This is a genomic window from Kitasatospora sp. NPDC033851 (genome assembly GCF_055576085.1).
On the sequence record NZ_JBVIRL010000023.1, the window covers coordinates 52,740 to 75,032 of the forward strand.

Below are 22,293 nucleotides of genomic sequence, written 5' to 3' on the forward strand. Positions count from 1 at the left end.
CGACTCAGGTGAAGGCCAGGACGAGCACGACGGCCGCCAGCAGGAGGACAACCGTCAACACCGGCGCACCGGGGCGCCCGCCGGGTTCGGAGGTGACGGCGATCCACGAGACGAGGGGGACCGCCAGCGAGAGGACGACCGCCAACCACCCCACGGTGCCCATGGGAACCCCGGCGACCTCGGCCCCCCAGACGGTCGTGAACATCACCGCCAGCCAGGCCGTCGCGGTCAACACCGCCCACGCCGCGCGCGCGGTCCACCGCTCGACCCGGTCGGCCGCGCGGAAGTTGGTGCGGGTCATCGTCAGGATCCGGGTCAAGTTCGCCATCGGAGCATCCTGTCGAACAACACCGCCGGGTACCAGGGCCGGACGCGCATCGCCCGACGCGCGTCGCCGAAGGCGGTTGCCGTTGCCCGACTCCCGATGCCCGACTCCTGCTTCCCGACTCCCGCTTCCCGGTCCGACCACCGATCCCCGCCGCCGTCCGCGCGAGCTCACTTCCCGTCGAGGGCCGCCTCCGGCCTCAACGCCTTTGTCAGTGGCCGAAGGTGGTCGGCGAGCAGCCCGGGCGGGTCCACTCGGCGTCAGACCGGCGGAATCACCCAGTCCGGCGCCCAGCTCCCGGCGTCGTGGCCGGCCGCTGTGGCGGCGAGGTGGGTGCGGAGGGTGGTCAGCGCCGGGTGGGGGTTGTCGCGGTGCCACAGGAGCGAGTGCGGGTAGACGGGTGTCGGGTCGGTCACCGGGATGCGGCGCAGGCCGTGGCCGGCGGGCCAGACGAGGCGGGTGTGCTCGCTCATGAAGGTGGCCAGGGCCGGGGTGTCGGCGATGGTGTCGAGGAGCGCGTCGGAGCCGAAGTTGGGGCCGGTCGCCTCGATGGTGAGGCCGAACGCGGCGACGAGGTCGTCGTAGTAGGCGGCCCACTCGCTGCCGGGGAGGATGCCGGGCATCCAGATCCGGTGTCCGGCGAGCTGGGCGAGTGTCACGGACTGGGCGGCGGCCAGCGCGTGGGCGGGGCCGGTGAGGAGCTGGAGCGGTTCGTCGAGCACCCGGACGGACTCGATGTCCTCGGGAAGGGGCCGGCCGGGCGCGGCGACGGCGCGGAAGGACGCGTCGATCGCACCGGACCGGATGGAGGAGACAGCCGTCTCGATGTCGAGCAGCATCAGCACGTCGAGGTCGATCTCGGGGTGCGCGTGGTGGAAGCCGCGCATCAGGCCCGAGGCCGCGCCGCGCGAGTTGATCACGTCGACGCGCAGTGGGCGGCGGCCGGCGCGCACGGACGCGACCGCGCGCTCGGCGGCGCGCAGCAGCTCGCGCGCGTGGGGCAGGAACGCCTGCCCGTCGATGGTGAGCTCGGCGCCGCGCGGCGTGCGGGTGAACAGCCGCACGCCGAGCTCGCGCTCCAGCGCCGCGATGCGCTTGGAGACGGCCTGCTGGGTGATCGACAGGTCGGCGGCGGCTTTCTGGAACTGGCCGGCTTCTGCGATGGCGGCGAAGGTGCGTACGGCTTCGAGGTCCATGCCGACCCACCTTAGTGAACAACGGATGGTTGTGGAGAGACGGCAGGGCAGTTGTTTGACCTGTGCTTGTGTGGCTCGCTTAGCTCTCACCGGTCAACGTCGGTTTGTTCGAGTGGGTCGTCGAGGGGTGCGCTGGGCATGATGGGCAGGAGAGCGTTGGGCCGGCAGTTCGGCTGGCTGTGGGCGGCGTACGCGGTGAGCGCGTACGGGTCCGGGCTGGGGTTCGGGGCACTGCCACTGGTCGCCGTGCTGGTGTTGCACGCCGGCCCCGCCGAGGTGTCCGCACTGTCCGCGGTGGGGCCTGCGGTGGGCGCGCTGATCGCGGTGCCGCTCGCGCCGTGGGTGGAGTTCCGGCGCAAGCGCCCGGTCATGATCGCGATGGACCTGACCCGGTTCGCGGCCATGGCGACGATCCCGGTCGCCTACGCCTTCGACCGGCTCGGTTTCGTCCAACTGCTCGTGGTGTCGGCCGTGGTCGCCGCAGCCAAGATCGCGTTCAACGCGGCCAGTGGCGCCTACCTCAAGGCCCTGGTCCGGCCGGAGGACCTGCTCGTGGCCAACGCGCGGTTCGAGTCCACGAACTGGAGTTCCATCGCGGTCGGGCCACCGCTGGGCGGGGCGGCGATCGGCCTGTTCGGGCCGGTCACCACCGTGGTGGCCGACGCGCTCAGCTACCTGCTCTCGGCGCTGGGCATCACCGCGATCCGCGGCCGGGAGGAAGCGCCGCAGGCAAGCGGCAAGAGCCCGGTCCGGGCGGGCGCACTGCTCGACGGCTGGCGGCACATCATGGGCGATCCCGGTCTGCGGGCGCTCTACCTGAACAACATGCTCGTCTCCGGCCTGATCATGGCCACCGAGCCGTTGCTCGCGGTGCTCCTCCTGGGCCGGCTCGGCTTCCCGCCCTGGCAGTATGCCCTCGCCTTCGCCGCCCCCTGCCTCGGCGGACTCGTCGGCTCCCGGCTGGCGCAGCGGGTCGTGGCCCGCTACGGACGGCACCGGGTCTTCCGGGTCATCGGGACCCTGCGCGCAGTCTGGCTGATCGGCCTGGTCTTCGTCCGTCCCGGCGTCGTCGGCCTCGTCACCGTGATGGCCGTCGAGCTGGCGATCATCATCAACATGAGCCTGTACACCCCGGTGCTCGCCACCTACCGGCTCGAACGCACGCCCGGACACCTCGTCGCCCGCACCCTGACGGCCTGGTCGATCGGCCAGCAGGCGTCCATCGCCGTCTGCACAGCGCTCGGCGGGCTGCTCGCCGACGTCACCGGCCCACGCACCGCCCTCGCGGCCGCGGGACTGCTCATCCTGGCCACCCCGCTCCTGCTACCCCGCCGCGACCAGACGCCGCAGCACGAGCCGGAAGCGTCCCTCAGCCGCACATGACACACCGCGACAACCCGACACCCAGGCCCGCGGCCGCATCAGGCCACATCCGGTACGCCAGGCCGCAGCTGGACCGCCTGTGCGTGTCCGGGCGGACCGGGCCGACCGCGCCGACCGGGCACACCGCCAGCCAGGAGGACACCCGCATGAGCACCGCCCCCGCCGCGCCCGCACTCGACCCCGCGCACACCGCTCTCCTCGTCCTGGACTGCCAGCCCGCGGTCCTGGCCGCCCTCCCCGAAGACCGGGACCGCGAGGCCCTGCTCGGCCGCCTGGCAGGGGCCATCGCCGACGTCCGGGCGATGGGCGGCACCATCGCCTACGTACGCGTCGGCTTCACCGAGGCCGACTGGGACGCGATCCCGGCCGTCAACAAGTCCTTCGGCCCGCTGGCCCGGCACCGTGCCCTGCACCACGAGGACCCCGCCACCGCCGTCCACCAGCGCCTGGCTCCCCAGGACGGCGACATCAGCGTGCGCAAGACCCGCTACGGCGGCATGTCCACCACCGACCTCGACCGGCAGCTGCGCGAACGCGGCATCACCACTCTGGTCGTCTCCGGCATCAGCACCAGCGGCGCCGTCCTGTCCACCGTCATCGACGCGGCCGACCGTGACTACCAGCTCTACGTCCTGTCCGACGGCGTCGCCGACCCGGAGCCCGCGGCGCACCACGCCCTGCTCCGTCACGTCCTCCCCGCACGGGCCCGCCTCATCGACACCGCCGAACTGCCCACCCTGCGCCGGGCCGACTGACCCGAACCACGCACCGGGCCCACCCACGGCCGCCGCACGCGCACCCGGTGCGGCGGCCGCGGCGCCGGCCCGGCAGCAGCCCGGAGCTCTCACCCGCTGCCACGCTCGCCGCCCGGGTCACGGCACGCCCGGGTCACGGCACGCCCGGCCGGTACGTCCGGCACGGCACTGCCGGTAAGGATCGCCGGCGCCGCTTCCGCGTTCGGCCCCGGGCGTCTGCCGGGGTTGCCCGTCGCAGGGCGTGCTACCGGTCAGCCGCTTCCAGCACCTGCGTGACCAGGGAGACGTCGGCCTTGGGTATCACGATCACGTGCTGCTCGTCGCTCGCCGCCAGGTCGAAGCGGGCCATCTTCGGGTGCGGGGTCTTCTGCTCTGACGGCGACAGACGGAACGGACCCCGGAGGACGACGTTCTCGCGGGTGCGCTGGTTGCGCCAGGTCACCGTGCCGGCCGCGAGGTGGAGGTGGCCGGACGACGCGTGCGGGATGGTGCGTCCCTTGCCGACCGACAGCATCTTGACCGTGCCCAGCGTCGGGCTCGAGCAGAACACCTGCAAGGTGGTGCCCGCTCGAAGGTCGGCAAGGTCCTTCTCCGTGCTCAGCCGCCGGATGCCGAACATCGAAAGCAGGGTGTCGGAGAGCGTTCTGGTTCCCGCTGAGCGGCGGATGTCGGTCGTCATGGCGCAGATGATCCCAGGAACAGCCGGAAGGCTCGTGACCAGGGGGTCTCCGAGGAGAGCGGCGCACCTGGATGTACGGCAACCGCGGGTGGAACCGCCGACCTGTCCACCGGCCAGGACGCGCGGCGCCCGGCGACGCGGACCCTGCCCGGCGGCTCGGTGCCCGGCGCCCCGGCGAGGCACCCGGTTGGTTCCGCCGCCTGGTCTTCGTGGCCCCGAGTCGGTCGCTCAGGTGCCCGGCGAGCGCGTGGTCGTGCCGGCGGTCAGCCGCCAGAGCCCGGCCACTTCGTAGTAGATGCCGTTCACCACCTGCAACAGCACCAGGGTGACCGGCCAGAGCAGCGCGCCGAGGCCGGGCACCAGGTCCACCGGCAGGGTGTAGGCCATCACGACCCGTGCGGCGGCGTCGAGCAGCATCGCCACGCCCCAGATCGCGGTCGAGACCCGCCAGATCCGCCGGAAGGCCGGCTCGCGGTCCCACAGCACGTCCCAGGAGGTGCCGTCGGAGCGGAACCGCCCCTCCAGCAGGGGTCGGCCGCCGTGGAAGAGCAGCGGGCGCCTGGCCCTGATCGAGATCAGGAACCAGAGCCCGGCGACGCCGGTCAGCCAACCGTCCTTGGCCAGCAGGAACCGGGGGCTGCCGCTGACCAGTGCGGCTGCGACGCCCAGCAGCATGGTCCCGGCGATGAATCCCGCCATGCCCTCCAGGCTGCGGGTGCGCAGCCACTGCACCGCTGTGGTGAGCGCCGGCAGGAAGGCGCCCGCCAGCAGCGCGACGAAGACGCTGACGCCGGCGGCGCGCAGGCCGTAGTACACCGCGATCGGGACCGCGATGTCCCACACGAGACCGAGCAGCAGGCGTCGCCCGCTCGGCCGCGGCGGCGGCGCCTCGGGGGTCGTCACCGCCGGCACATCGGGCGTGGTCATGGTGTCCTTCGGGTCGCGAGAAGGGCCGGGGTGGTGATCTCACGGACGCGGTCGTCCACGCTCAGGTGGGGCGGCTGCGTCATCCGCACGATGGCGGCGTCGATCGCGGACTTCAGGGGGAGTGCCGTCAGGGTGGTGTCGAACTCCCGGAATTCCTCGAAGGCAGTCCGTCCGTACCCGCTCTCGGCCAGGACCCGGACGGTGGCCGCGATGGTCTGGCCGCGCCGCCCGGTCGAGCTGGGCGATCGCCGCCCGCCTCGTGTTACCTGCACGGGTGACTTCTTCCTTGGCGGGACAACGGCCAAACCCGAGGCCGTTTCCGGCTGTTCACGGGCCCTGCGCCGGCCCCGCACCGCGACGGTCCCGCTGCCCGCGCCCGCCGTCTCCTGCTCACCGACGGCACGCGGTGGCGTCGCGGGCAGGGTCTCGTCGCGGGCAGGGCTCCGTCGCGGTGTCGGGTCGTCAGCTCTTCAGGCGGTCGCCTTGAGGGTGTCGTCGAGCCAGTCGTAGATGCGGGCCTGGGTCAGGCGCATGGCGCCGGGGTGGCAGTGGGCGCCGGCGCCTTCCTCGGCGGTGAAGACCATCAGGGTCTTGGGGCAGGTGAGGTGGTCGTAGAGCTGTTCGGGCTGGCCCTTGAAGAACATGTCGTCTTCGGCGTCGCAGACGAGGGTGGGGCACTGGATCCGTTCGGCGATGCCGCCGGCAAGGGTGTAGTCGAGGTAGGAGGCGTTGAAGGCCCGGGGGGTGTCGACGCCCATGACGTACATGCCGTGGTTGAACGCCCAGCGGGCGATCGGGTCCTTGGTCATGATCTGCTCGAGGGCGGCGTCGATTTCGGGAGCGGACTGTGCACGCAGGAGCCGCTCGGCCTCCTCGCGGGTGCCGGGGATGTTGCGGACGGAGGTCTGGCCGAGGTCGTAGAGGCCGTCGACGGCTATCAGCGCGGCCAGGCGGTGCTCGAACGCCGCGGCCCTGGGGGCGAGGACGCCGCCCATGCTGAGGCCGAGGAGCGCGATACGGCTGTTGTCGACGTCCGGGAGGGTCTCGGCGAAATCCACGACGGGGGTGATGACGTTCTCCCAGTCGGGGCGGAAGACCAGACCCTCGTGATGGCGCGGCCCGGGCATGCCGGGGCCGTCGAAGACCAGCACGGTGTAGCCGCGCTCGACACCGGCCATCGCCCCGAAGAAGTGCATCTCCTCGGCGGTGCCGTCGAAGCCGTTGTGCATGATCAGCGTCGGCCGCGGTGTCCCGGAGTCGTCGACCCGGTACAGGTAGCCCGGCAGGGTGGTGTCCTCGTACGGGATGGCGACCGGCTCGATGACCGGGGTGAACAGCGGCGCCGCCGCCCGGAAGCAGGCCACGCTGCGGTCGTAGGCGTGGTCGTGGCGGGGGTCGCAGGGGTGGCCGTGCAGGAAGAACTCGGCCGACCGGTAGTAGTTCGACGCCCGCAGGAACCCGTCCCGGGCACTCACCCGGTGACCGGCCGCCAGCGCCTTCTCGGCCTCGCCGGCCACCCGGTCGGCGGTGGCCAGCCACTCGGTGTACCAGCTGGTGTAGTCGCCCTCGGTGATCCGCTCACCGGTCGAGACGACCTCGCCGAAGTCCGCGCCGCCGTAGGCGATGTGGCTCATCGACCGCAGGGTCTCGTACCAGAACTGGATGTTGTTCGGGAACAGCAGCTGCTTCATCGCGCACTCTCCTTCATCAGCAAGCACAGATGTGTGCTTGCGAGTGAGACTGTAGACCCTTCGGGTCCTCAGAAGCAAATATTTGTGCTTACGATGGGGGTATGACCCAGAAAGAAGCGTCCGCCCGAGTCCGCAGGAGCCCCGAACAGGTCCGCGAGGCCGTCCACCAGGCGGTCGTCGACCTGCTCTCCGACCCGGAGGGCGAGGAGATCAACATCCCCGCGATCGCGCAACGCGCCGGCGTCAACCACACCAGCGTCTACCGGCGCTGGGGCAGCCTCGACGCACTCCTGGCCGACATGGTCACCACCCGCCTCGAACGCGACTCACCGCTGAACGACACCGGCACCCTGCGCGGCGACCTCCTCGCCTGGGCCGAAGCCACCGTCGCGAGCATGCGCACACCCGAAGGCCGCGCCCTCGTGCGCGCCGTCGTCCTGTCCATGCCGAACAGCGCCCACGCCAAGGCCGAGCGTGCGCAGCACTTCCAGCGCCGGATGCACTCCATCGAGCAGATCCGCCGACGGGCCACGGCCCGAGGCGAGAACCCACCGACCCTGGAACAGATCCTCGACCAGCTCATCGCGCCGTTCTACATCCGGGTGATCTTCGGCATCGACCCGCCGGCCGGCGGCTACCCCGAGCTCCTCGTCGACAGACTGCTCGGCAACGGAAGTGCGCCCTGCTCAGGCAGTGCGTCCACGGCGAACCAGGGCCGTACCGGGTGGCGAGGCCCCGCCGTTCCTTGATCTTGTTGATGCAGCGTTCCACGGTGTTGCGGTCGAGGTCCGCGTCGTGGGAGAGGGGGCGGCCGCCCTTGCTGCCCTTCCTCCTGCGGTTCGCGGCCCGGTCGGTCTTCTCCGGGATCACGGCCGTGATCCGACGTCGGCGCAGGTGGGTCGCGGACCTCAGTCGATGCGGGAGACCTGGTAGTGGCTGATGTACCAGTCGTCGTGCGCGCGCTGTACCAGCACGCTGAGATTGACGCCCAGTGTCGGCCGGTCGGTGAACGAGAAGTCGACACTCAGGTAACCGAGCACGAGGTCGTCGGCGAGCTGCCTGGTTTCGAGAATGCGATATGCGGCCGTCATCCCGAGGGGCTGGGAATCGTAGTAGTCGGCGACGCCCTGCCGGCCGACGCTGTACGGGTGCAGTCCCTGGAAGATCGCGTCCTGGGTGAAGCGGGAGGCGACTAGCTGCGGTTCGTGCGCGTCGACTGCCGCTTTCCACTGGTCGAGGACGCCGCGCAGGATCGCTTCGGCTTCTGTCGTGCCGTTCATCGGGATTCTCCTCGGGTGCGATCGGGGATCAGAGCTGCCAGGGCCCGCAGATGTGCACGCTCGAGGCTCCCGAACGTCTGGGTGCGACACCGCCCGGCTGCCCACCACCGATCCGCGCAACCGGGACGGCTACTCCTGGAGCCCGGGGTCACTCGGGTGCGGGGACAGCGCAGTTACCGTGTCGTGCCGCCACACTCGCAGCGGCATCGACGCAAGCACCTGCTCCAAGTGCTCCGCGTCGTCCGCGCTGAACAGGCCCCAGGTGCGCCATTCGCCGGGGGCGAGCGGCGGACGCCACAGCCGCAGCAGGCTTCCCTGAGCGGCCAGTTCCCGCGCCCGTGCCGCCTCTCTGGCTCGGATCTCCGCCACGGCCTCCTCGGAAGTGCCCTCCGGCACACTGGTCACCATGTCGACCAGGAACTCCATGGGTGGCTCTCCTTATGACGTCGTGCCCGACACTGGACGACACTAACGTCGGCCCGGCGTGGCGGTGATCATGTGCGGGCGCGGCGCGCCGAGAGGCACCGGACGTCCGGCCGGCCGCGAGGCCGCCTCGGCCCGGACGCCGTCTAGAATCTGGCCCCACGGCCGAAGAGGGGCGCGACCACGGGGGGCGGCGTGACGGAGTCCGCAGGTTTCGGGTGTGCGGCGTGCTGTGCCGAGGACGCCTCGGTGGCGCGGGCGCACCACCAGAGTTACACCGGGGTCCGGGTCGAGAAGATGATCCAGGACGACTCGCACTTCATCGTCTCCGTCCAGCGCTGTGGCCTCTGTGCGCAGGCCTTCGTGAGCGTCTTCACCGAGTACGTCGACTGGGTCGCCTCGCGGGACGCGCAGTACCGGACCGTGCTGCCGATCACGGACGCCGAGGCGGGCGATCTGACGGCTGGGCGGTTGAGCCCGTACCGGGTCGGGGCCCTCGGGCGCGGGCGCCGCCACCTGCAGAGCGACTGGCCGAGCGAGGCCGACGAGCCGTCCGTGTACTGGGACAGCGGCGTGTTCGAGGTGCGGGAGGGGTACTGACCCGGCCGGCTCCGCGCGCCGCCCCCGCCCCCACCGAGGACGGAGCGGCGGTCCGGCCGTCGGACTATCGTGTCGGTCCAGGCGGCGGTCGTCTCGCGCGGTGCGAGGAGCAGTCGCCGGCGAGGGGGATCGCGCATGCCGAAGGGGCTGGCCCAGTTGGGCCCAGCGCTCTACGTGACGAGGGCTGGGGACCAGCGCCTGGGCCCGGCTCCGCCGAGCAGCGGCGACCGGGGCCTGCTGCGCAGCGGGTCCGTTCCCTGCCTGCTGACGGTCCTGCGGGTGGCGGCGCACCAGGAAGCGGACAGGGGCGCCGGCATGGGCCTGGCGGTGGCGCTGGTGCGTGCCGGTCATCTCGCCCGGGCGGTCGAGCTGGTTCGGACGGGCGCGGGCCGGTCCGGTCCGGAGAAGGACCTCGTCCGTCTGGTGCGGACGGCGGGCGAGGCCGGAGACCTGGACGGTGCGCGGGCGCTCGCCGAGTCGTTGACCGACCGCTCGCTGCGGGACTGCGCCCTGGTCGCCCACATCCCGGCGGTGGCGCGCGCCGGTGAACGCGGGCGCGCCGTCGGCCTGGTGGAGACGGTCCGCTATCCGCACAACTGGCCGCGGGCGTGGGCCGGGTTGGCGAAGGCGGTGGCCGACAGCGGCGACTTCCCCGCGGCGCTCGGGTACGCCGCCAGAGCCGCCGAGTGCGCGGGCGGCGCGGAGATGGGGCGGGTGCTCGTCACGGGCATGGAGATCGCACTCGCCGCCGGGGACCGCGTCCTGGCCGGCACGTTCGCCGACCGCGTGGAGGACCTCGTGCGGTGCGAGAGCCGCAATGGTGTCGGACAGCGCTCGTTCCTCGTCGCGGTGCTGGCTTTGGAGGCCTGTAGCGGTGACCTGGACCGGCTCGACGCCGTGCTGCGCAGCCTGGTCCGTGCCGCCGCCGCGAAGGCTGCCGAGGCGGCGGCGGCCGAGGCAGCGGCGGCAGGGTCGCCGGAGAGCGACGCCGACTCGGATGCCCTGTGCCTCACGATCCTCGCCCGGCCCCGCCCGCCCTTCGACGCCCGGATCGTGCCCGAGCTGCTGGAGGCGGTCGCCGAGACCGCCGACCGGGAGGTGGCCCTCGCCCTGGCGGGCCGGGCCGAGGCACTGCTCCGCTCCGACGCGGGCCTCGACAGCCTCGGGCTGCGGGAGGCCGTGACCTTGCTGCTGGCCCGGCACGGGCAGGTCGAGCGGGCCATGGCGATCGCCGACCGGATCGTCGAGCCCGATCTGCGCGCGGCGCGCAAGGCCGAGATCGTCGAGGTGCTGGCCTGGTCCGGGGACACGGACCAGGCCGAGGACCTCGCCCGCGCCTTCGCGGACCGCTGGGCGCGGAGCCGGGCCTTGATGGCCGTCGTCGGCGAGCTGGCCCGGCGCGGCGAGACGGCCCGGGCCGAGGCCCTCGTCCCCGCGATCCCCGACTGCTGGGGGCGGGACGAGGCGCTCATCGACGTCGTCGGCGCGTTGGCCCGCCAGGGCGAGCCGGAGCGGGCCGAGGACCTCGCCCACACGATCCGCCACGGCCGGACGCGGGCCCGTGCACTGGCCGCTCTGGTGGAGGTGTCGGAGCCCGCCCGCGCCCGCAGGCTGGCCGCCCGGGCCGTGTTCCTCGGCGGCTGGGCGATGGTCCTCGAAGACCTGGAGGAGATCGCCCCCGGCGGGGCACTGGCCATTGCCGCCGAGCTGATGGCCCGGCAGGAGGCCCGCACCCCCACCACGCACGAGGCGCGACGACGAGGACGGCTCCCGGCCCGGCGGCCGTGACGCGAGGCTGAGAACGGCGCGGGAGCGCACGAGCCGGACCGACTCCCGTGAGGGAGCGGGCCTGCTTCGCTGCCCTCGGACGCGACCCGGTGGCGATGCCGCGGGCGTCGATGCGGATTCTCGACCGCGTGTTCCGTGGTGTCAGCGACCGGTGCGATGCCGCAGGGAGAAGGGGGAGCTCGTGAACGGTGGGGGAGACCGGGTCCGTGCTGGGGGTCTCCCCGGGTCTGTTGCCCCCGCCGGCTGTCCTGCTGCTCGCTGCTCCCGTGGGTGGCCGGCCTGCCGGCTTCGCGTCCGGGCCGGGGCGGCGTCAGGTGTGTATGCCGGCAACAGGATTGACCGGGGGGCCGCCACACCATATTTTGAACGCGTTCAATCTTATGGAGGGGGGCATGGACATGCTTCAGCACGTCGGGCCTGGGGCGGCTGCGGAAGGCGCAGGACCGGTCGGGGGAGCATCCGCCGCGTCCCCGGCGACGATGCGCGCCGGTGGCGGCAGCGGCGGCAGCGGGCGGCGTCGGCCGCAGCCGGGCGTGAGGAGCCAGCCGGACAGGAGGAGGCGGCGCGGTCTCTGCTACGCCACCGTCCACTCCTTCACCGTCGCCCTGCTCGTCCTGCTGCCCGCGGCCTACCTGACCGTGTTCGAGCTGTCCGACGGCTACCCCGGCGCAGACCCGGCGATGTACCTCCTGCTCGTGCTGCCGCTCCTACTCCTCCCGTTCGCCATCGGTACCCGTACCTCGGCCGGCCACCGGCGGGCAGCCCTGCGCTGGTTCGGGCGCGCCGTGGCGTACTACGTCGCCTGCTTCCTGGCCCCGCTCGTCCTGCTCCTCGCACTGGCCTCGCTGGCCTTCACCGCGGCCCTCGGCGGCACCTGGACGTCGGAGTCACTGCTGCTGGAGGGGCTCGAATACATCAGCCTGGCCGCCCTGCTGTTCGGCGGCTCCGTCGTCGTCGCGCTGTTCATGGTGGCGCCATGGGCGGCGCGAGGCCTGGACGCCCGCCCCGTCCTCGCCGTCCTCGCCAACGTCATGCCGACTCTCGTGGTCATGATCGGCGCCATTCCCGCCGTGATCGTCATCGCCGTCCACCTGGTCTTCACCTACCGGGTGATGCCTGCCGCCACCCTGTGGCGGCGCTCCCACCCGGGCGCGAGAGCCGCAGGGCAGCGGCAGGCAGACTCCGCCCCCCACCAGCGGCGGTACCGGTGACCGGCCCTGACGGGCCGTCCTGACCGACCGTCCTGACGGACCGCCCCGCGGGTGGTGAGGGGTCGGAGCATGCGAGCGTCGGCGGACGTCGGCGCGTGGTCCTCCGCGCTGATCCTGGAGGAATCGGCCGAGCCGTTCACGTTCGTCGTCGATGCCGGCGGTGTGAGGAGCCGTTGTCGTACCGACCACGCTGAGCACGAGTTCGAGTGTGACGGTGGGGTCGGGCCGAACTACTCGGTCGTGGCACCGGGTTGGGCTGCGGCCCACGCGGCCCGCAGCTCCGAGAGGCGCGACCGGATTTCCGGGTCGTCGGCGCTCGATGCGACCAGGCCTGGCAGGACGACCGGCCGCCCCTTGTGCCGGCGCACCTCGAGGAGGCAGTGATCGATGCCCCGGTTGACCTCCGGTGAGAACCCGAACGACCGCACCTGCGGCCAGGGGACCACACGTGTCCTCAGCAGGGTCCGCGTGGTGAGGCCCGTGGTACTCACCGTGGTACTGCCGCAGAGGGGGCCCACGAAGGAGGCGGCGATGACGTAGGCGACGATCAGGCCGGCCGTGAAGAGTGCGATCATCGTAGGATCCCGGCCCTTGGCCGCTGCGGCGAGGACGAAGGCAAGGGCGCAGGCCAGAGCGGTCGGGAAGAGGACCAAGGTCCTCCGGCCCGTCCGCCGGAACCGGATCGGCGCCTTGAAGTAGCGCTGCCCGTCGCGCCGATCGCTCATGGATCCCCCGCTCGCTGTGCCGCCGACCGTCATTGTCCTGGAGGTCCTGGGCGCAAGCCAAACTTCTGACACGGCCGACTTCCCCGGTCGCCCCTGCGGGCATGACCGGTTCGGACGAAGAGCGGGATGGGGTTGAGGTCCGCGCGACCCTCGCCAGGTGCGCGCCCTGGAGCGCCAGCACCTCCCGCTCGGAGAGCAGGTAGGTGGCCTCGCCCGCGACCACCCCGGCGTGCAGGTGGCGCTTGAATCCGATGAACCGTGTCACGCCGCGACGACTCCGGTGTCGGCGGGCCGGTCGAGGTTCTCGACGACGAGGACCGGCTGCTCGGCGGCGGCGGACGGCTCCTCGGCGGGCGGGTGCTACCAGTTGGCCCAGAGGAGGTTCCAGCCGCCGAGGCCGTTGTCGGGGGCGACGGTCTTCTCCTTGGTGTTCACGACCGTGACGACGTCGCCGATCAGCGAGCTGTTGAAGAACGACCCCGCGGGGGAGGTGTCGCTGCCGCCCTCCACGTCCTTGAGCGCGACGCAGCCGTGGCTGGTGTTGGCCGTGCCGAACGGATCGCCCTTGTACCAGTAGTTCCCGTGGAGGTAGGTGCCGCTCCTCGTCAGCCGCATCGCGTGCGGGACGTCAGGGATGTTGTACTCATTGCCCAGGCCGACGGTCTGGGAGTTCATGTGGGTGACGTTCTCCTTGGACATGATGACCATGGTTCCGCCCCAGGAGGGGTACTGCTCGTCGCCGAGGGTGGCGGGCACGGTGGTGGACTTGCCGTCCCGCTTGATCGTCATCAGGTGCGTGGCGGCGTCCGCGGTGGAGACCTGGGAGCGGCCGATGGTGAACGGTTCGTCCTTGTCGATGTCGCCCCAGACGCCGGGGGCGACTTCGACGTTCTTCAGCCGGTAGTGGATGGTGACCTTGGTGTTCGGCTTCCAGTACTCCGCCGGGCGGAAGTCGATCCGGTTGTCGCCGAACCAGTGGCCCTTCACCTCGGTGCCGTTGTCCGTCTCGAAGGTGATGCCCTTGGCGACGGCGTCCTTGTTCACGATCTTGCTGCTGAAGTCCACCTTGACGATCATGCCCACGCCGTAGGTCTGGCCGTCGGCGATGTTGTCGTTGGTGGACACCTGCTTGCCGGGCGAGACGGTGGTGAAGGCACTGGTGGCCGCGGAGACCAGACCGTCGGCGTCCTTCGCCTGGGCGTTGACCGTGTACGTCGTGCCGGGGGCGAGCGCGGCGGCGGGCTTCCAGCCGGTGCCGTCCGGGGTGATCGAGCCCTGGACGGGCTTGCCGTCCTTGTCGGTCACGTCGACGGCGGTGAGCTTGCCGTGGGAGACGGACACCTGGAGCGCGGTCGGTGCCACTCCCTGGGCCCCGTCCTTCGGCTCCATGTCCAGCACCGCGGTCGACGTCCTCGGCGTCGTCGGGGCAGCCGCCGCGGCCGCCCCGCCGGGGGTGCCGGAGGCGGCGGCGTCAGTGCCCTTGCCCTGGCCGTCGCCGCAGGCCGCGGACATCAGCAGGACCCCGCCCATCGCCAGTGCCACCGCACCGCGGTGGAATCGGTCGTTGGTGCGTATCGCGGCCCGGGCCGCTCGAACAGTGCTCACAGTTGCTCCCTCTCGGTGTTCGACGTCAGCTTGTGCGCCCGTTCGTCCCAGCCGCAACGGTGGGCCGGCGATCAGGGACGCGGGGACGCCTTTACCCGGTTTGAGCTGGGAGGACGTAACCTTCCTGGGACGCGCTCGCGGGGCGCTGGGACGGCACGGCCGGTGCCGGCGGCGGTCTCGGGGGAACCGTGGGACGGTCTGCGGCGTGCTTGTCTGCCGGAGCTCACGTCGGCCCGCGTCCCGGTGATCCGGCTGTCGGCGACGACCGGAGCCGGGGGCGCGATCACCGGGAGGTTCACGCGCGGGTGGAGGATCAGTGTCAGAGGGGATCGGGGAGTTGAGGGAGTCGGACGAGGTTGCGCGGCTGCTTCAGGAGCTGAAGAGCCGGTCGGGGCTCAGTTACGGCGCGCTGGCGAAGCGGCTGCACGTGAGCACGTCGGCCCTGCACCGCTACTGCAACGGCGATGTGATGCCGGTGGAGTTCGCCCCGCTGGAGCGCCTCGCGCGGCTGTGCCGGGCGACACCGGAGGAGCGCACCGAGCTCTATCGGCTGTGGGTCACCGCCCACGCGGCACGGGGGAACCGGCAGGCGTCCGCACCCGCCCCCGCGGCGAAGGCTCCGTCAGCGGCTGCGCTGACTGCGACGGCTGCGGTGGCTGCGACGGCTGAGGGGGGTTCTGCGGCTCCCGGGCCTGCGGCACCGGAGACCCCTGCGGAACCGGAACCGGAGGCGGAAGCGGCGCCGGAACCGGAGGCGGTACCGGAACCGCGACCGGCCGCGGGAGGCGCCGCGGAGGACGGGACGGCCGCCCCGACGCGCACCCCCGCCGTTCCGCCGCAGCGGCGAGTGCGCCGGGGTGTACTCGCCGCCGTGACGGCTGCCGCGGTGCTCGCCACCATCGGGGCCGTCGCCACCGGTCTCAAGAGCCACACGGGCGGTGACCCCGCCTCGGCTCCCGCCCCGGCGGCGCACGCCGGGCCGTCCGCCGGGCCGTCCGCCGGGCCGTCCGCCGGGCCGTCCGCCGGATCGTCGGCCCCGCTCCCGACCCCCGGCGCCACGCCGGTCGCCGCCGGCGCGACCCCGTCGGGGCCGACCGGCGCCGCCGACCAGAGTGCGAGTGCCCCGATCACCGTCGCGGTCCGCCCGTCCCGCTGGGACGCCGAGTGCAACCGGTACCTCGTCGACCGCCCGCCGTCGCAAGTCCCCCGGCCGCCTGCGGTGGTGGACGTCCCCGCCTGGGTCTCCAAGGTCGGGGCGGTCCCCGGCCACTACCAGTCCATCGAGCTCACGGTGCAGGGCACCGGCAGCGAGACCGTGGTGCTGACCGCGCTCAACGTCCGCATCGCCCGGATCGCGGCCCCGCTGGCCTGGAACGCCTACTCCATGGCCGACGGCTGCGGCGGCGGAGTCGGCGTCCACTCGTTCGACCTCGACCTGGACGCGGCCCGCCCCCGTCCGGTCGTGAGCGAGGGCAGAACCGGCCTGCCGGTCAAGGTGAGCGAGCGGGACCCGGAGGTCATCGAGGTCAGTGCCGAGACCACCTCCCACGACGTCAGCTGGTACCTGGAACTGGAGTGGTCCAGCGGCAACCGCAAGGGCACGCTGCCCATCGGCCTCGGCGACGGCACGCCGTTCCGCACCAGCGCGGTCAAGGGTCGGCCGCTGTACAGCTACCCGATCGGCGGGAAGGCCTGGGAGCCGAGCCCCTTCCAGAAGTGACGACCGCGCGGGGACCGATGCTTTTCGACGTGCGCCGGTCGATATCGCGGACAGGCGCAGTCGGGCGCCGACGCCGCAACTGCCCGCCCGGGTCGCTTCAGTCGCTCGGTCCCTCCCGGCTGCCCTGCGTTCCCAGGGCCCGGGTGCGGGCGCAGCCGGTCAGCGGCGGCTGCTCAGCGGTTCACCGCCCGCATCCCGTTCTCGTCGTAGCGTTCGCCCGCCGCCCGGGGCAGCTCGGCGTCGATGCGGGCCAGGTCCTCGTCGGTCAGCTCGACGTCGACGGCGCCCGCGTTCTGCTCCAGGTAGGTGCGGCGCTTGGTGCCCGGGATCGGGACGAGGTCCTCACCGCGGGCCAGGACCCAGGCGATGGCCAGCTGGGCGGGGGTGATGTCCTTTTCCGCGGCGATCTCCTTCACCTTGTCGGCGAGCCGGAGGTTGGCCGCCAGGTTGGCCTCGGTGAAGCGCGGGTTGCTGCGGCGGAAGTCGTCCCGGTCGAGCTCGTCGGGGGAGCTGAAGCGGCCCGCGAGGAAACCGCGGCCGAGCGGGGAGTACGGCACGAAGCCGATTCCGAGTTCCCGGCAGGTGGGGAGCACCTCGGCTTCCACGTCCCGGGTCCAGAGCGAGTACTCGGTCTGGACGGCGGTGACCGGGTGGACGGCGTGGGCGCGGCGGATGGTCTCCGCGCTCGCTTCGCTCAGCCCGATGTGGCGCACCTTTCCCTCGGCGACCAGTTCGCCGAGCGCGCCGACGGTCTCCTCGATGGGCACGGCCGGGTCGACCCGGTGCTGGTAGTACAGGTCGATGCGGTCGGTCCCGAGCCGCGCGAGCGAACCGTGGACGGAACTGCGGACGTGCTCGGCGGAGCCGTCCTGGCGGCCCACCGTCGACATGTCGCCCGGAACGGCGCCGTCCATCCGGTAGTTGAACTTCGTGGCGATCACGTACTCGTCACGGTGTCCCCGGATGGCCTCGCCGACCAGGGACTCGTTGGTGAGCGGTCCGTAGACCTGCGCCGTGTCGAGGAAGGTGATGCCGAGATCCAGGGCGCGCCGGATGGTCGCGGTGGCCTCGTCCTGGTCGGCCGTGCCGTAGAAGGCGGACATCCCCATGCAGCCGAGGCCGATGGCCGACACCTGGAGGTCCCGCAGACTGCGCTGTTGCATGTGACGTGCCAGCCCTTCGTCTCGTCTTCCCGTAGCCCGGCGCCCCTCCGGCGCCCCGGTCCGACCGGGCGGGCGGGCCTCGTGTCCTCGGAGAGGACCTTACGGTGCCGGTGCCGTCCGGTGACGGACCGGCACCCCCTGACGCAGTCGCAGTCGCCGTCGCCGCCGGTCGGGTCGCGGAACGGGGGGAGGTCGGAGTGTGGCCCACTGTCGGCGGCGGCTGGAATGCTGTGTGCGTACGTACACTCCCGTGGAGATCGGAGCCCGAGAATGCTGCCCGCCATTGCCGACCGCGACGAGTTCGCCGCACTGGTCATCAGAACCGACTTCGGTGACGACGAGGCCTGGCAGGCCGTGCTGGTGGAGCTCTCGAAGCCGTGGGAGTTCGACGGTAGTGACGATGTCGATCCCTACCTCCACATCCTGGACGATCCGGCCTGGTCGGGAGCGACGCCCGATGACGTGGTCGCCGCACTCTCCGGCGACCGGGAACTGAGCATCGTGTACCTGGCAGACCGCGTCACGATGAAGGACCACGAGCACACCTTGCTGGCGGTGTCCGTGCCGACCCGGGAGGAGTACGCGAGCGACGAGGAGTTCGAGGCACACGGCGGAGCCGTTCGGACCGTACCCGCTGGTATCGGCGACATCCACGCGAACCTGTCGATCGCCAATCTGGATTTCGCGGACGTCGTCGAAGCCGCGCGGATCGACCCCGCCGGTATCTTCCGGTCCTTTTGAGAACTCGCCACGTGAGCCGGTCGAACGCGCTGGGCGCGGACTCCTTCGCCGCGGCGTACGAAGAAGGCCGGGGGCTGGACCGTGTGACGGCCGCGACCGAGGTCGACCCCGCCTCGATGTCCGGAGCCAACGGACGCACTGATCGAAGCCCGGCGGCCGAGCGGCGCGCGGGCCGGGGCAGGTCGCCGTGCTTGTCGGAGTCGGTCGACCTCGTGGGCGGTCCTGTCGGCGGCGGACCGTATCGTTGGCGGAGATCACCATCCGAACGCACGCGGGGGCACACATGACCGTTCACCGGCCGGGGCTGCCGGAGGACCTTCCGCCGGCCGAGGAGCTGTGGGCACGCTGGGCGCTGCTCGCCGCCCTTGAGGCGACCACCGAGGACGAGGAGCGCCCGCCGCGCTACCGGACCGGCCGGTGGATCGATGACGAGGGTCTGCACTGGGACGACTGCGGTTGCACCTGGTGGGTCATGTCCAAGGGGGGCGAGGGCCGGTTCGTGCTCTACGGCGAGGACGAGGCGAGCGACGTCAAGTGGTACGAGCCGGCGATCGACGTGCTGGCGGGCGGCCCGGACTGGCTGCCCTACGAGGCACTGCGGGACCGGCTCGCAGGGCACGAGATCGGCTGCGTCTACTGGTACGAGAACGGCGCCTGGGCCCGGGCGCCGTACCCGGACGGCCTTGACGACGACGGCCTGGACTGCGGTATGAGCTCCTTCATCGACCGAAGCGAGGTGCTGGGCGATCTGACGAACCACCTGGACGACACGGTCGACGGGCAGAGCGCGGACAGCCTCCTGGCCGACGCGGAGGCGTACCGGCTGGAACCGCAGAGGCTGCTGGAACGCCTGGGGCAGACCAACGGCAACGACGACCCGCTGGACCGGCCGGCCATCGTCCGGGCGCTGGCCCGCGCGGGCCTGACAGGGGAGTTCGCGGCGAGCGACACCGTCTGAGCCGCCTGATGCGTCCCCAGGCCGGAGCGGGATGCGGCCGGAGCCCGGTCAGAAGTCCAGGACCTCGCGGTCGAGCGGATACTGCGCACGGTGGAGGCCTTCGTACGGCGAGGGCGTGATCGGCAGGACGCCGGTCGGCTGCAGGCCCAGGTTGTCGTCCCAGATCCGGGGTTCGACCTGTCCGAGGACGCGGAACCGCTGGAAGGTGAACGGCGGGCTGTCGGTCGGGAAGAACTCGGCTGTGGTCGTCACCTGGAAGTGCAGGTGCGGCGTGGTGGAGTTGCCGCTGTTGCCGATCAGCCCGAGGACCTGGCCGGGTTCGACGCAGTCGCCCTCCCGGACGCCGAGCGAGCCGGCTTGCAGGTGGGCGTAGAGCAGATAGCGGCCCGGCGCGACCTCCACGGTGACGTGGTTGCCGACGGTGTCCTCGATCGGCGGGACGGGCGGCGTGACGGGCGGCGGGTTGTCCGGGATTCCGTCCTGGACCTCCACCACCCGGCCGCCGGCCGCCGCCACGACCGGCTGACGGTAGCTCAGGTAGCTGGTGAGCTGGGCAGGGTCGCCTTCCCAGGCCTGCCCCTGCTCGCCGACCCGGTACCAGTCGATCGCGAAGCGCTGCGGCACGCCGAAGCGGCCGTTGATCGGGGCGAGGCCGCGCCGGTGGTGGGTGTTGCCGCAGCACGACTCGCTGGCGTACCAGGTGCCGGGCAGGACCGGCGGGTTCAGGTTCAACGGCGCGGTGCGGGCGATCGGGGTGGCCTGCACAGTCTCCTCGAACGCGGAGGGGCCGGAGGCGGTCAGGATGGCACCCGAGAGATGGTGTTCGAGGACGTCGGGCGCCGGCTGACCGCGGTCGAGGGTCAGGTCGAGCCAGATGATCCACTGCTGGGATCCCTGGATGACGGTCGGCGTCGGCGCGGGCGGCGGTGGGGTGTACCCGTCCGCACCCGGCAGGGGGTCGCCCACCGGATTGGCGGCCTCGCTCAGCGCCTGCCCGCTCAGCGAGCCGATGACCTGGTGGGTCCGGGCGTCTCGGACCTCGACACGGTCGAGCCGCATCGGCGTGCTGCCGGACAGTGCGCTCGTGGTCAGCAGTTCGTACGAGAGATGCGTCCTGCCGTCCGTGGCGTCGAACGGCGTCGGTTCGGTCAGCACCGCCGCCGTCAACGGCGTGAAATGCGTGCCGGGTGCCAGGGCGGCCGCGCCGGTCCCGTATCCGGGTCCCGCTGAGGCCGCCAGCACGGCGGCCGTGAGCACGGCAGCGGCGAGCCCGCGCAGGAGAGGGCTGCGGCTGGTGCGGTCGCGAGGGTCGCGCTCTGCCATGGTGCTCTTTCATCCGTCGGGTCCGGGTCCGTGAAGGACGCCGGCACGCCCCGCGGCGAGACGCAGGCCCATGTAACCCGCCGGCGCGCCGCTTCGGGCGGAGGCCGCCGAAGCCAGGTGCCGAACTGCACCCGTCCAGCCGCATCGACCGCCGAGTCTTTGCCTCCATGGCTCGCAGGAAGGGGAACGGGTGCAGGGGGCGGGCAGCCGGGGCGAGGCCATCGCGGCGGCGCGGACGGCGGGCCTCGGGTACTCGTGGCGGAGCGAGGTCGGGGGAGGGGACGGTCACGGACGCTGGGACGGTTCGAAGCGTCCCCGCCATCGTCCGTCCGGCGTTCACGATCGGTACGCGGCGTCGTGGTATCTGCGCAGCCGGGGGCCACGGATCGCGGGCAGCCGGACCAGGGTGGCGCTGAAGGCGCCGTTGTGGGGTTCCAGGGGGTACCAGGGACGCGGCGGCAGCGGGTAGTCGTCACGCAGGACACCCGCCGGGAGCACCCCGGTGGCGGGCGTCGGCGAGGTCTCCTCCGCGGGACTGGCGAGGTACGCCCAGACTCCGCTGTCCAGCGGCACCACCGTCGCATCGCCGCCGGGTGGGCGCCACGGCTCACCCGTGTCGGGGTGACGGGGGACAAGGAGGACGTCGGGGCGGGGCCGGGGCTCGGGGATGCCCGGGCCGGCCAACCCCACCGACCGGGGGTCGGGCCCGGGCGGGAGGTAACGGGCGGCGGCGTGGCCGAGCAACTCGGCGACGGGGCCGGCGGGGAGTGCCACCGGGTGGTTCTCGGTCGCCGCCACCCTCGCTCGCGGCTGAGGATCCATCGGATTTCGGAGCGGCTCCAGGGCTTCCGGGGTGCGCGTCATCCCCGGGTTGATGACGGGTCGGCCCGGCCCCGGGGCGACGAACGCCCCATGCCCGGAGCACCCGGTGGCTACTTCGAGGCCTTGTCGCCGGCTGGTGCATCCTGGGCGGCCGGCGAACTCACGCGACCGCTGTCGGTAGGTGATGCGAGACTCGGTCCCATGAAGCCCAATGACCCCAAAGACGACCTGCACCGCTACCTCAAAGCAGCCCGCGCAGCCCTCGTCTGGAAGCTGGACGGACTGTCCGAGTACGACATCCGCCGCCCCCTGACGCCGACCGGCACCAACCTCCTCGGCCTCGTCAAGCACCTCGCCAGCGTCGAACTCGGGTACTTCGGTCCGACCTTCGGCCGCCCGCACAACGAATCCCTCCCCTGGCACGAGGAGGGCGCCGAGCCCAACGCGGACATGTGGGCGCCCGCCGACGAGTCGCGCGAGGATGTTCTCAGCCTCTACCACCGCGCCTGGGCGCACGCGGACGCGACGATCGAGGCGCTACCGCTCGACGCGATGGGCCACGTCGCGTGGTGGGGCGACAGCGGAGACGTGACGCTTCAGCGGATCATGCTGCACATGACGGCCGAGACGAACCGGCACGCCGGCCACGCCGACATCGTCCGCGAGCTGATCGACGGCAAGGTCGGTATACGGGAGGACAACAGCAACATGGATGGCGGCGACGAGGCGTGGTACCAGGGTCACTGGAACCGACTGGAGGCGTCCGCCAAGGAGGCTCAGGCCAAGCAGCGCTGAGGTCGTTCGGGGAGGTGTCTGCCTTGGCAGCCCGTGTTGTCGCCTGCTTGCCCTCCCCGCTCCCCTCACGCAAGGATGGCGTCGGTTCCGGACGTTGATGACGCAAGGAGCTGTGTCATGACGGCGTCGTCCTTGGCTGTTGTCGAGCGAAGCGGCACGTGACGCGCACGACGAGCCTGCCGG

23 protein-coding genes and 1 pseudogene are annotated in these 22,293 nt (G+C 72.1%); 11 read left to right on the top strand and 13 right to left on the bottom strand.

Features of this window, described 5'->3' with window-relative positions; all coding sequences use genetic code 11:
• Positions 1 to 4 precede the first annotated feature (4 nt).
• Both ACZ51D_RS33285 and ACZ51D_RS33290 read right to left on the bottom strand, forming a co-directional pair.
• Positions 5 to 328: a hypothetical protein gene (locus ACZ51D_RS33285; RefSeq protein ID WP_465624593.1), complete on the bottom strand. Its 324-nt coding sequence runs from the start codon at positions 326 to 328 to the stop codon at positions 5 to 7.
• 257 nt (positions 329 to 585) lie between these two features.
• Positions 586 to 1,521, bottom strand: coding sequence for a LysR family transcriptional regulator (locus tag ACZ51D_RS33290; RefSeq protein WP_465624595.1), 936 nt, complete (start codon positions 1,519 to 1,521; stop codon positions 586 to 588).
• A gap of 138 nt (positions 1,522 to 1,659) precedes the next feature.
• On the opposite strand from ACZ51D_RS33290, the gene ACZ51D_RS33295 reads away from it, so the two are divergent.
• Positions 1,660 to 2,904 carry an MFS transporter gene (locus ACZ51D_RS33295; RefSeq protein ID WP_465624597.1) on the top strand — a complete coding sequence of 415 codons (1,245 nt, stop codon included), beginning with the start codon at positions 1,660 to 1,662 and terminating at the stop codon, positions 2,902 to 2,904.
• A 146-nt stretch (positions 2,905 to 3,050) separates the two neighbouring features.
• On the top strand, positions 3,051 to 3,659 hold the full coding sequence (locus tag ACZ51D_RS33300) for a cysteine hydrolase family protein (RefSeq protein ID WP_465664352.1): 609 nt from the start codon (positions 3,051 to 3,053) through the stop codon (positions 3,657 to 3,659).
• A 244-nt stretch (positions 3,660 to 3,903) separates the two neighbouring features.
• On the opposite strand, the gene ACZ51D_RS33305 is transcribed toward ACZ51D_RS33300, so the two are convergent.
• The 4 genes from ACZ51D_RS33305 to ACZ51D_RS33320 form a co-directional block, all read right to left on the bottom strand.
• A complete protein-coding gene (locus ACZ51D_RS33305) occupies positions 3,904 to 4,338 on the bottom strand; it encodes a hypothetical protein (protein WP_465624601.1) in 435 nt (144 codons plus the stop codon).
• A gap of 228 nt (positions 4,339 to 4,566) precedes the next feature.
• Positions 4,567 to 5,265, bottom strand: coding sequence for a VC0807 family protein (locus tag ACZ51D_RS33310; RefSeq protein ID WP_465664353.1), 699 nt, complete (start codon positions 5,263 to 5,265; stop codon positions 4,567 to 4,569).
• Positions 5,262 to 5,537, bottom strand: a complete 276-nt coding sequence (locus tag ACZ51D_RS33315; RefSeq protein ID WP_465624605.1) for a hypothetical protein — start codon at positions 5,535 to 5,537, stop codon at positions 5,262 to 5,264. Before ACZ51D_RS33315 ends, ACZ51D_RS33310 begins: the two co-directional genes overlap by 4 nt.
• A 198-nt stretch (positions 5,538 to 5,735) precedes the next feature.
• Positions 5,736 to 6,956, bottom strand: coding sequence for an alpha/beta hydrolase family protein (locus ACZ51D_RS33320; protein ID WP_465664354.1), 1,221 nt, complete (start codon positions 6,954 to 6,956; stop codon positions 5,736 to 5,738).
• Positions 6,957 to 7,057: 101 nt separating this feature from the next.
• Here ACZ51D_RS33320 and ACZ51D_RS33325 point away from each other — a divergent pair, with 101 nt between their 5' ends.
• A complete protein-coding gene (locus ACZ51D_RS33325) occupies positions 7,058 to 7,705 on the top strand; it encodes a TetR/AcrR family transcriptional regulator (RefSeq protein WP_465664355.1) in 648 nt (215 codons plus the stop codon).
• 159 nt (positions 7,706 to 7,864) lie between these two features.
• Here the strand turns inward: ACZ51D_RS33325 and ACZ51D_RS33330 are convergent, their stop codons facing one another.
• Both ACZ51D_RS33330 and ACZ51D_RS33335 read right to left on the bottom strand, forming a co-directional pair.
• Positions 7,865 to 8,236 carry a nuclear transport factor 2 family protein gene (locus tag ACZ51D_RS33330; RefSeq protein ID WP_465624611.1) on the bottom strand — a complete coding sequence of 124 codons (372 nt, stop codon included), beginning with the start codon at positions 8,234 to 8,236 and terminating at the stop codon, positions 7,865 to 7,867.
• Between the two features lie 129 nt (positions 8,237 to 8,365).
• Positions 8,366 to 8,662: a muconolactone Delta-isomerase family protein gene (locus ACZ51D_RS33335; RefSeq protein ID WP_465664356.1), complete on the bottom strand. Its 297-nt coding sequence runs from the start codon at positions 8,660 to 8,662 to the stop codon at positions 8,366 to 8,368.
• A gap of 192 nt (positions 8,663 to 8,854) precedes the next feature.
• On the opposite strand from ACZ51D_RS33335, the gene ACZ51D_RS33340 reads away from it, so the two are divergent.
• From ACZ51D_RS33340 to ACZ51D_RS33350, 3 genes are all read left to right on the top strand, one after another.
• A complete protein-coding gene (locus ACZ51D_RS33340; RefSeq protein WP_465624615.1) occupies positions 8,855 to 9,259 on the top strand; it encodes a hypothetical protein in 405 nt (134 codons plus the stop codon).
• A 135-nt stretch (positions 9,260 to 9,394) separates the two neighbouring features.
• Positions 9,395 to 11,047 carry a hypothetical protein gene (locus ACZ51D_RS33345; RefSeq protein WP_465664357.1) on the top strand — a complete coding sequence of 551 codons (1,653 nt, stop codon included), beginning with the start codon at positions 9,395 to 9,397 and terminating at the stop codon, positions 11,045 to 11,047.
• 392 nt (positions 11,048 to 11,439) lie between these two features.
• Positions 11,440 to 12,258, top strand: a complete 819-nt coding sequence (locus ACZ51D_RS33350; protein WP_465624619.1) for a hypothetical protein — start codon at positions 11,440 to 11,442, stop codon at positions 12,256 to 12,258.
• Positions 12,259 to 12,488: 230 nt separating this feature from the next.
• On the opposite strand, the gene ACZ51D_RS33355 is transcribed toward ACZ51D_RS33350, so the two are convergent.
• Entirely contained in the window at positions 12,489 to 13,016 is a 528-nt protein-coding gene (locus ACZ51D_RS33355; protein WP_465624621.1) for a PH domain-containing protein, read from the bottom strand.
• A gap of 327 nt (positions 13,017 to 13,343) precedes the next feature.
• A complete protein-coding gene (locus tag ACZ51D_RS33360; RefSeq protein WP_465624623.1) occupies positions 13,344 to 14,588 on the bottom strand; it encodes a L,D-transpeptidase in 1,245 nt (414 codons plus the stop codon).
• 316 nt (positions 14,589 to 14,904) lie between these two features.
• Between ACZ51D_RS33360 and ACZ51D_RS33365 the strand changes: the two are divergent.
• Both ACZ51D_RS33365 and ACZ51D_RS33370 read left to right on the top strand, forming a co-directional pair.
• Positions 14,905 to 15,120 (top strand): annotated as a pseudogene (locus ACZ51D_RS33365) (helix-turn-helix domain-containing protein); the annotation flags it as partial.
• Between the two features lie 339 nt (positions 15,121 to 15,459).
• A complete protein-coding gene (locus tag ACZ51D_RS33370) occupies positions 15,460 to 16,308 on the top strand; it encodes a hypothetical protein (protein ID WP_465664384.1) in 849 nt (282 codons plus the stop codon).
• A 173-nt stretch (positions 16,309 to 16,481) separates the two neighbouring features.
• Here the strand turns inward: ACZ51D_RS33370 and ACZ51D_RS33375 are convergent, their stop codons facing one another.
• Positions 16,482 to 17,471 carry an aldo/keto reductase gene (locus ACZ51D_RS33375; RefSeq protein ID WP_465624625.1) on the bottom strand — a complete coding sequence of 330 codons (990 nt, stop codon included), beginning with the start codon at positions 17,469 to 17,471 and terminating at the stop codon, positions 16,482 to 16,484.
• A gap of 270 nt (positions 17,472 to 17,741) precedes the next feature.
• On the opposite strand from ACZ51D_RS33375, the gene ACZ51D_RS33380 reads away from it, so the two are divergent.
• Both ACZ51D_RS33380 and ACZ51D_RS33385 read left to right on the top strand, forming a co-directional pair.
• Complete coding sequence (locus ACZ51D_RS33380) at positions 17,742 to 18,212, top strand: DUF6924 domain-containing protein (protein ID WP_465624627.1); 471 nt, start codon at positions 17,742 to 17,744, stop codon at positions 18,210 to 18,212.
• 283 nt (positions 18,213 to 18,495) lie between these two features.
• Positions 18,496 to 19,170: a hypothetical protein gene (locus ACZ51D_RS33385; RefSeq protein WP_465624629.1), complete on the top strand. Its 675-nt coding sequence runs from the start codon at positions 18,496 to 18,498 to the stop codon at positions 19,168 to 19,170.
• Between the two features lie 48 nt (positions 19,171 to 19,218).
• Here the strand turns inward: ACZ51D_RS33385 and ACZ51D_RS33390 are convergent, their stop codons facing one another.
• Together ACZ51D_RS33390 and ACZ51D_RS33395 are read right to left on the bottom strand one after the other, a co-directional pair.
• Positions 19,219 to 20,493 (bottom strand): M23 family metallopeptidase, encoded by a 1,275-nt coding sequence (locus ACZ51D_RS33390; protein WP_465624631.1) that lies wholly within the window; start codon positions 20,491 to 20,493, stop codon positions 19,219 to 19,221.
• Between the two features lie 336 nt (positions 20,494 to 20,829).
• Positions 20,830 to 21,267, bottom strand: coding sequence for a hypothetical protein (locus tag ACZ51D_RS33395; protein ID WP_465624632.1), 438 nt, complete (start codon positions 21,265 to 21,267; stop codon positions 20,830 to 20,832).
• Positions 21,268 to 21,516: 249 nt separating this feature from the next.
• Here ACZ51D_RS33395 and ACZ51D_RS33400 point away from each other — a divergent pair, with 249 nt between their 5' ends.
• A complete protein-coding gene (locus ACZ51D_RS33400) occupies positions 21,517 to 22,110 on the top strand; it encodes a DinB family protein (RefSeq protein WP_465624634.1) in 594 nt (197 codons plus the stop codon).
• Positions 22,111 to 22,293 lie beyond the last annotated feature (183 nt).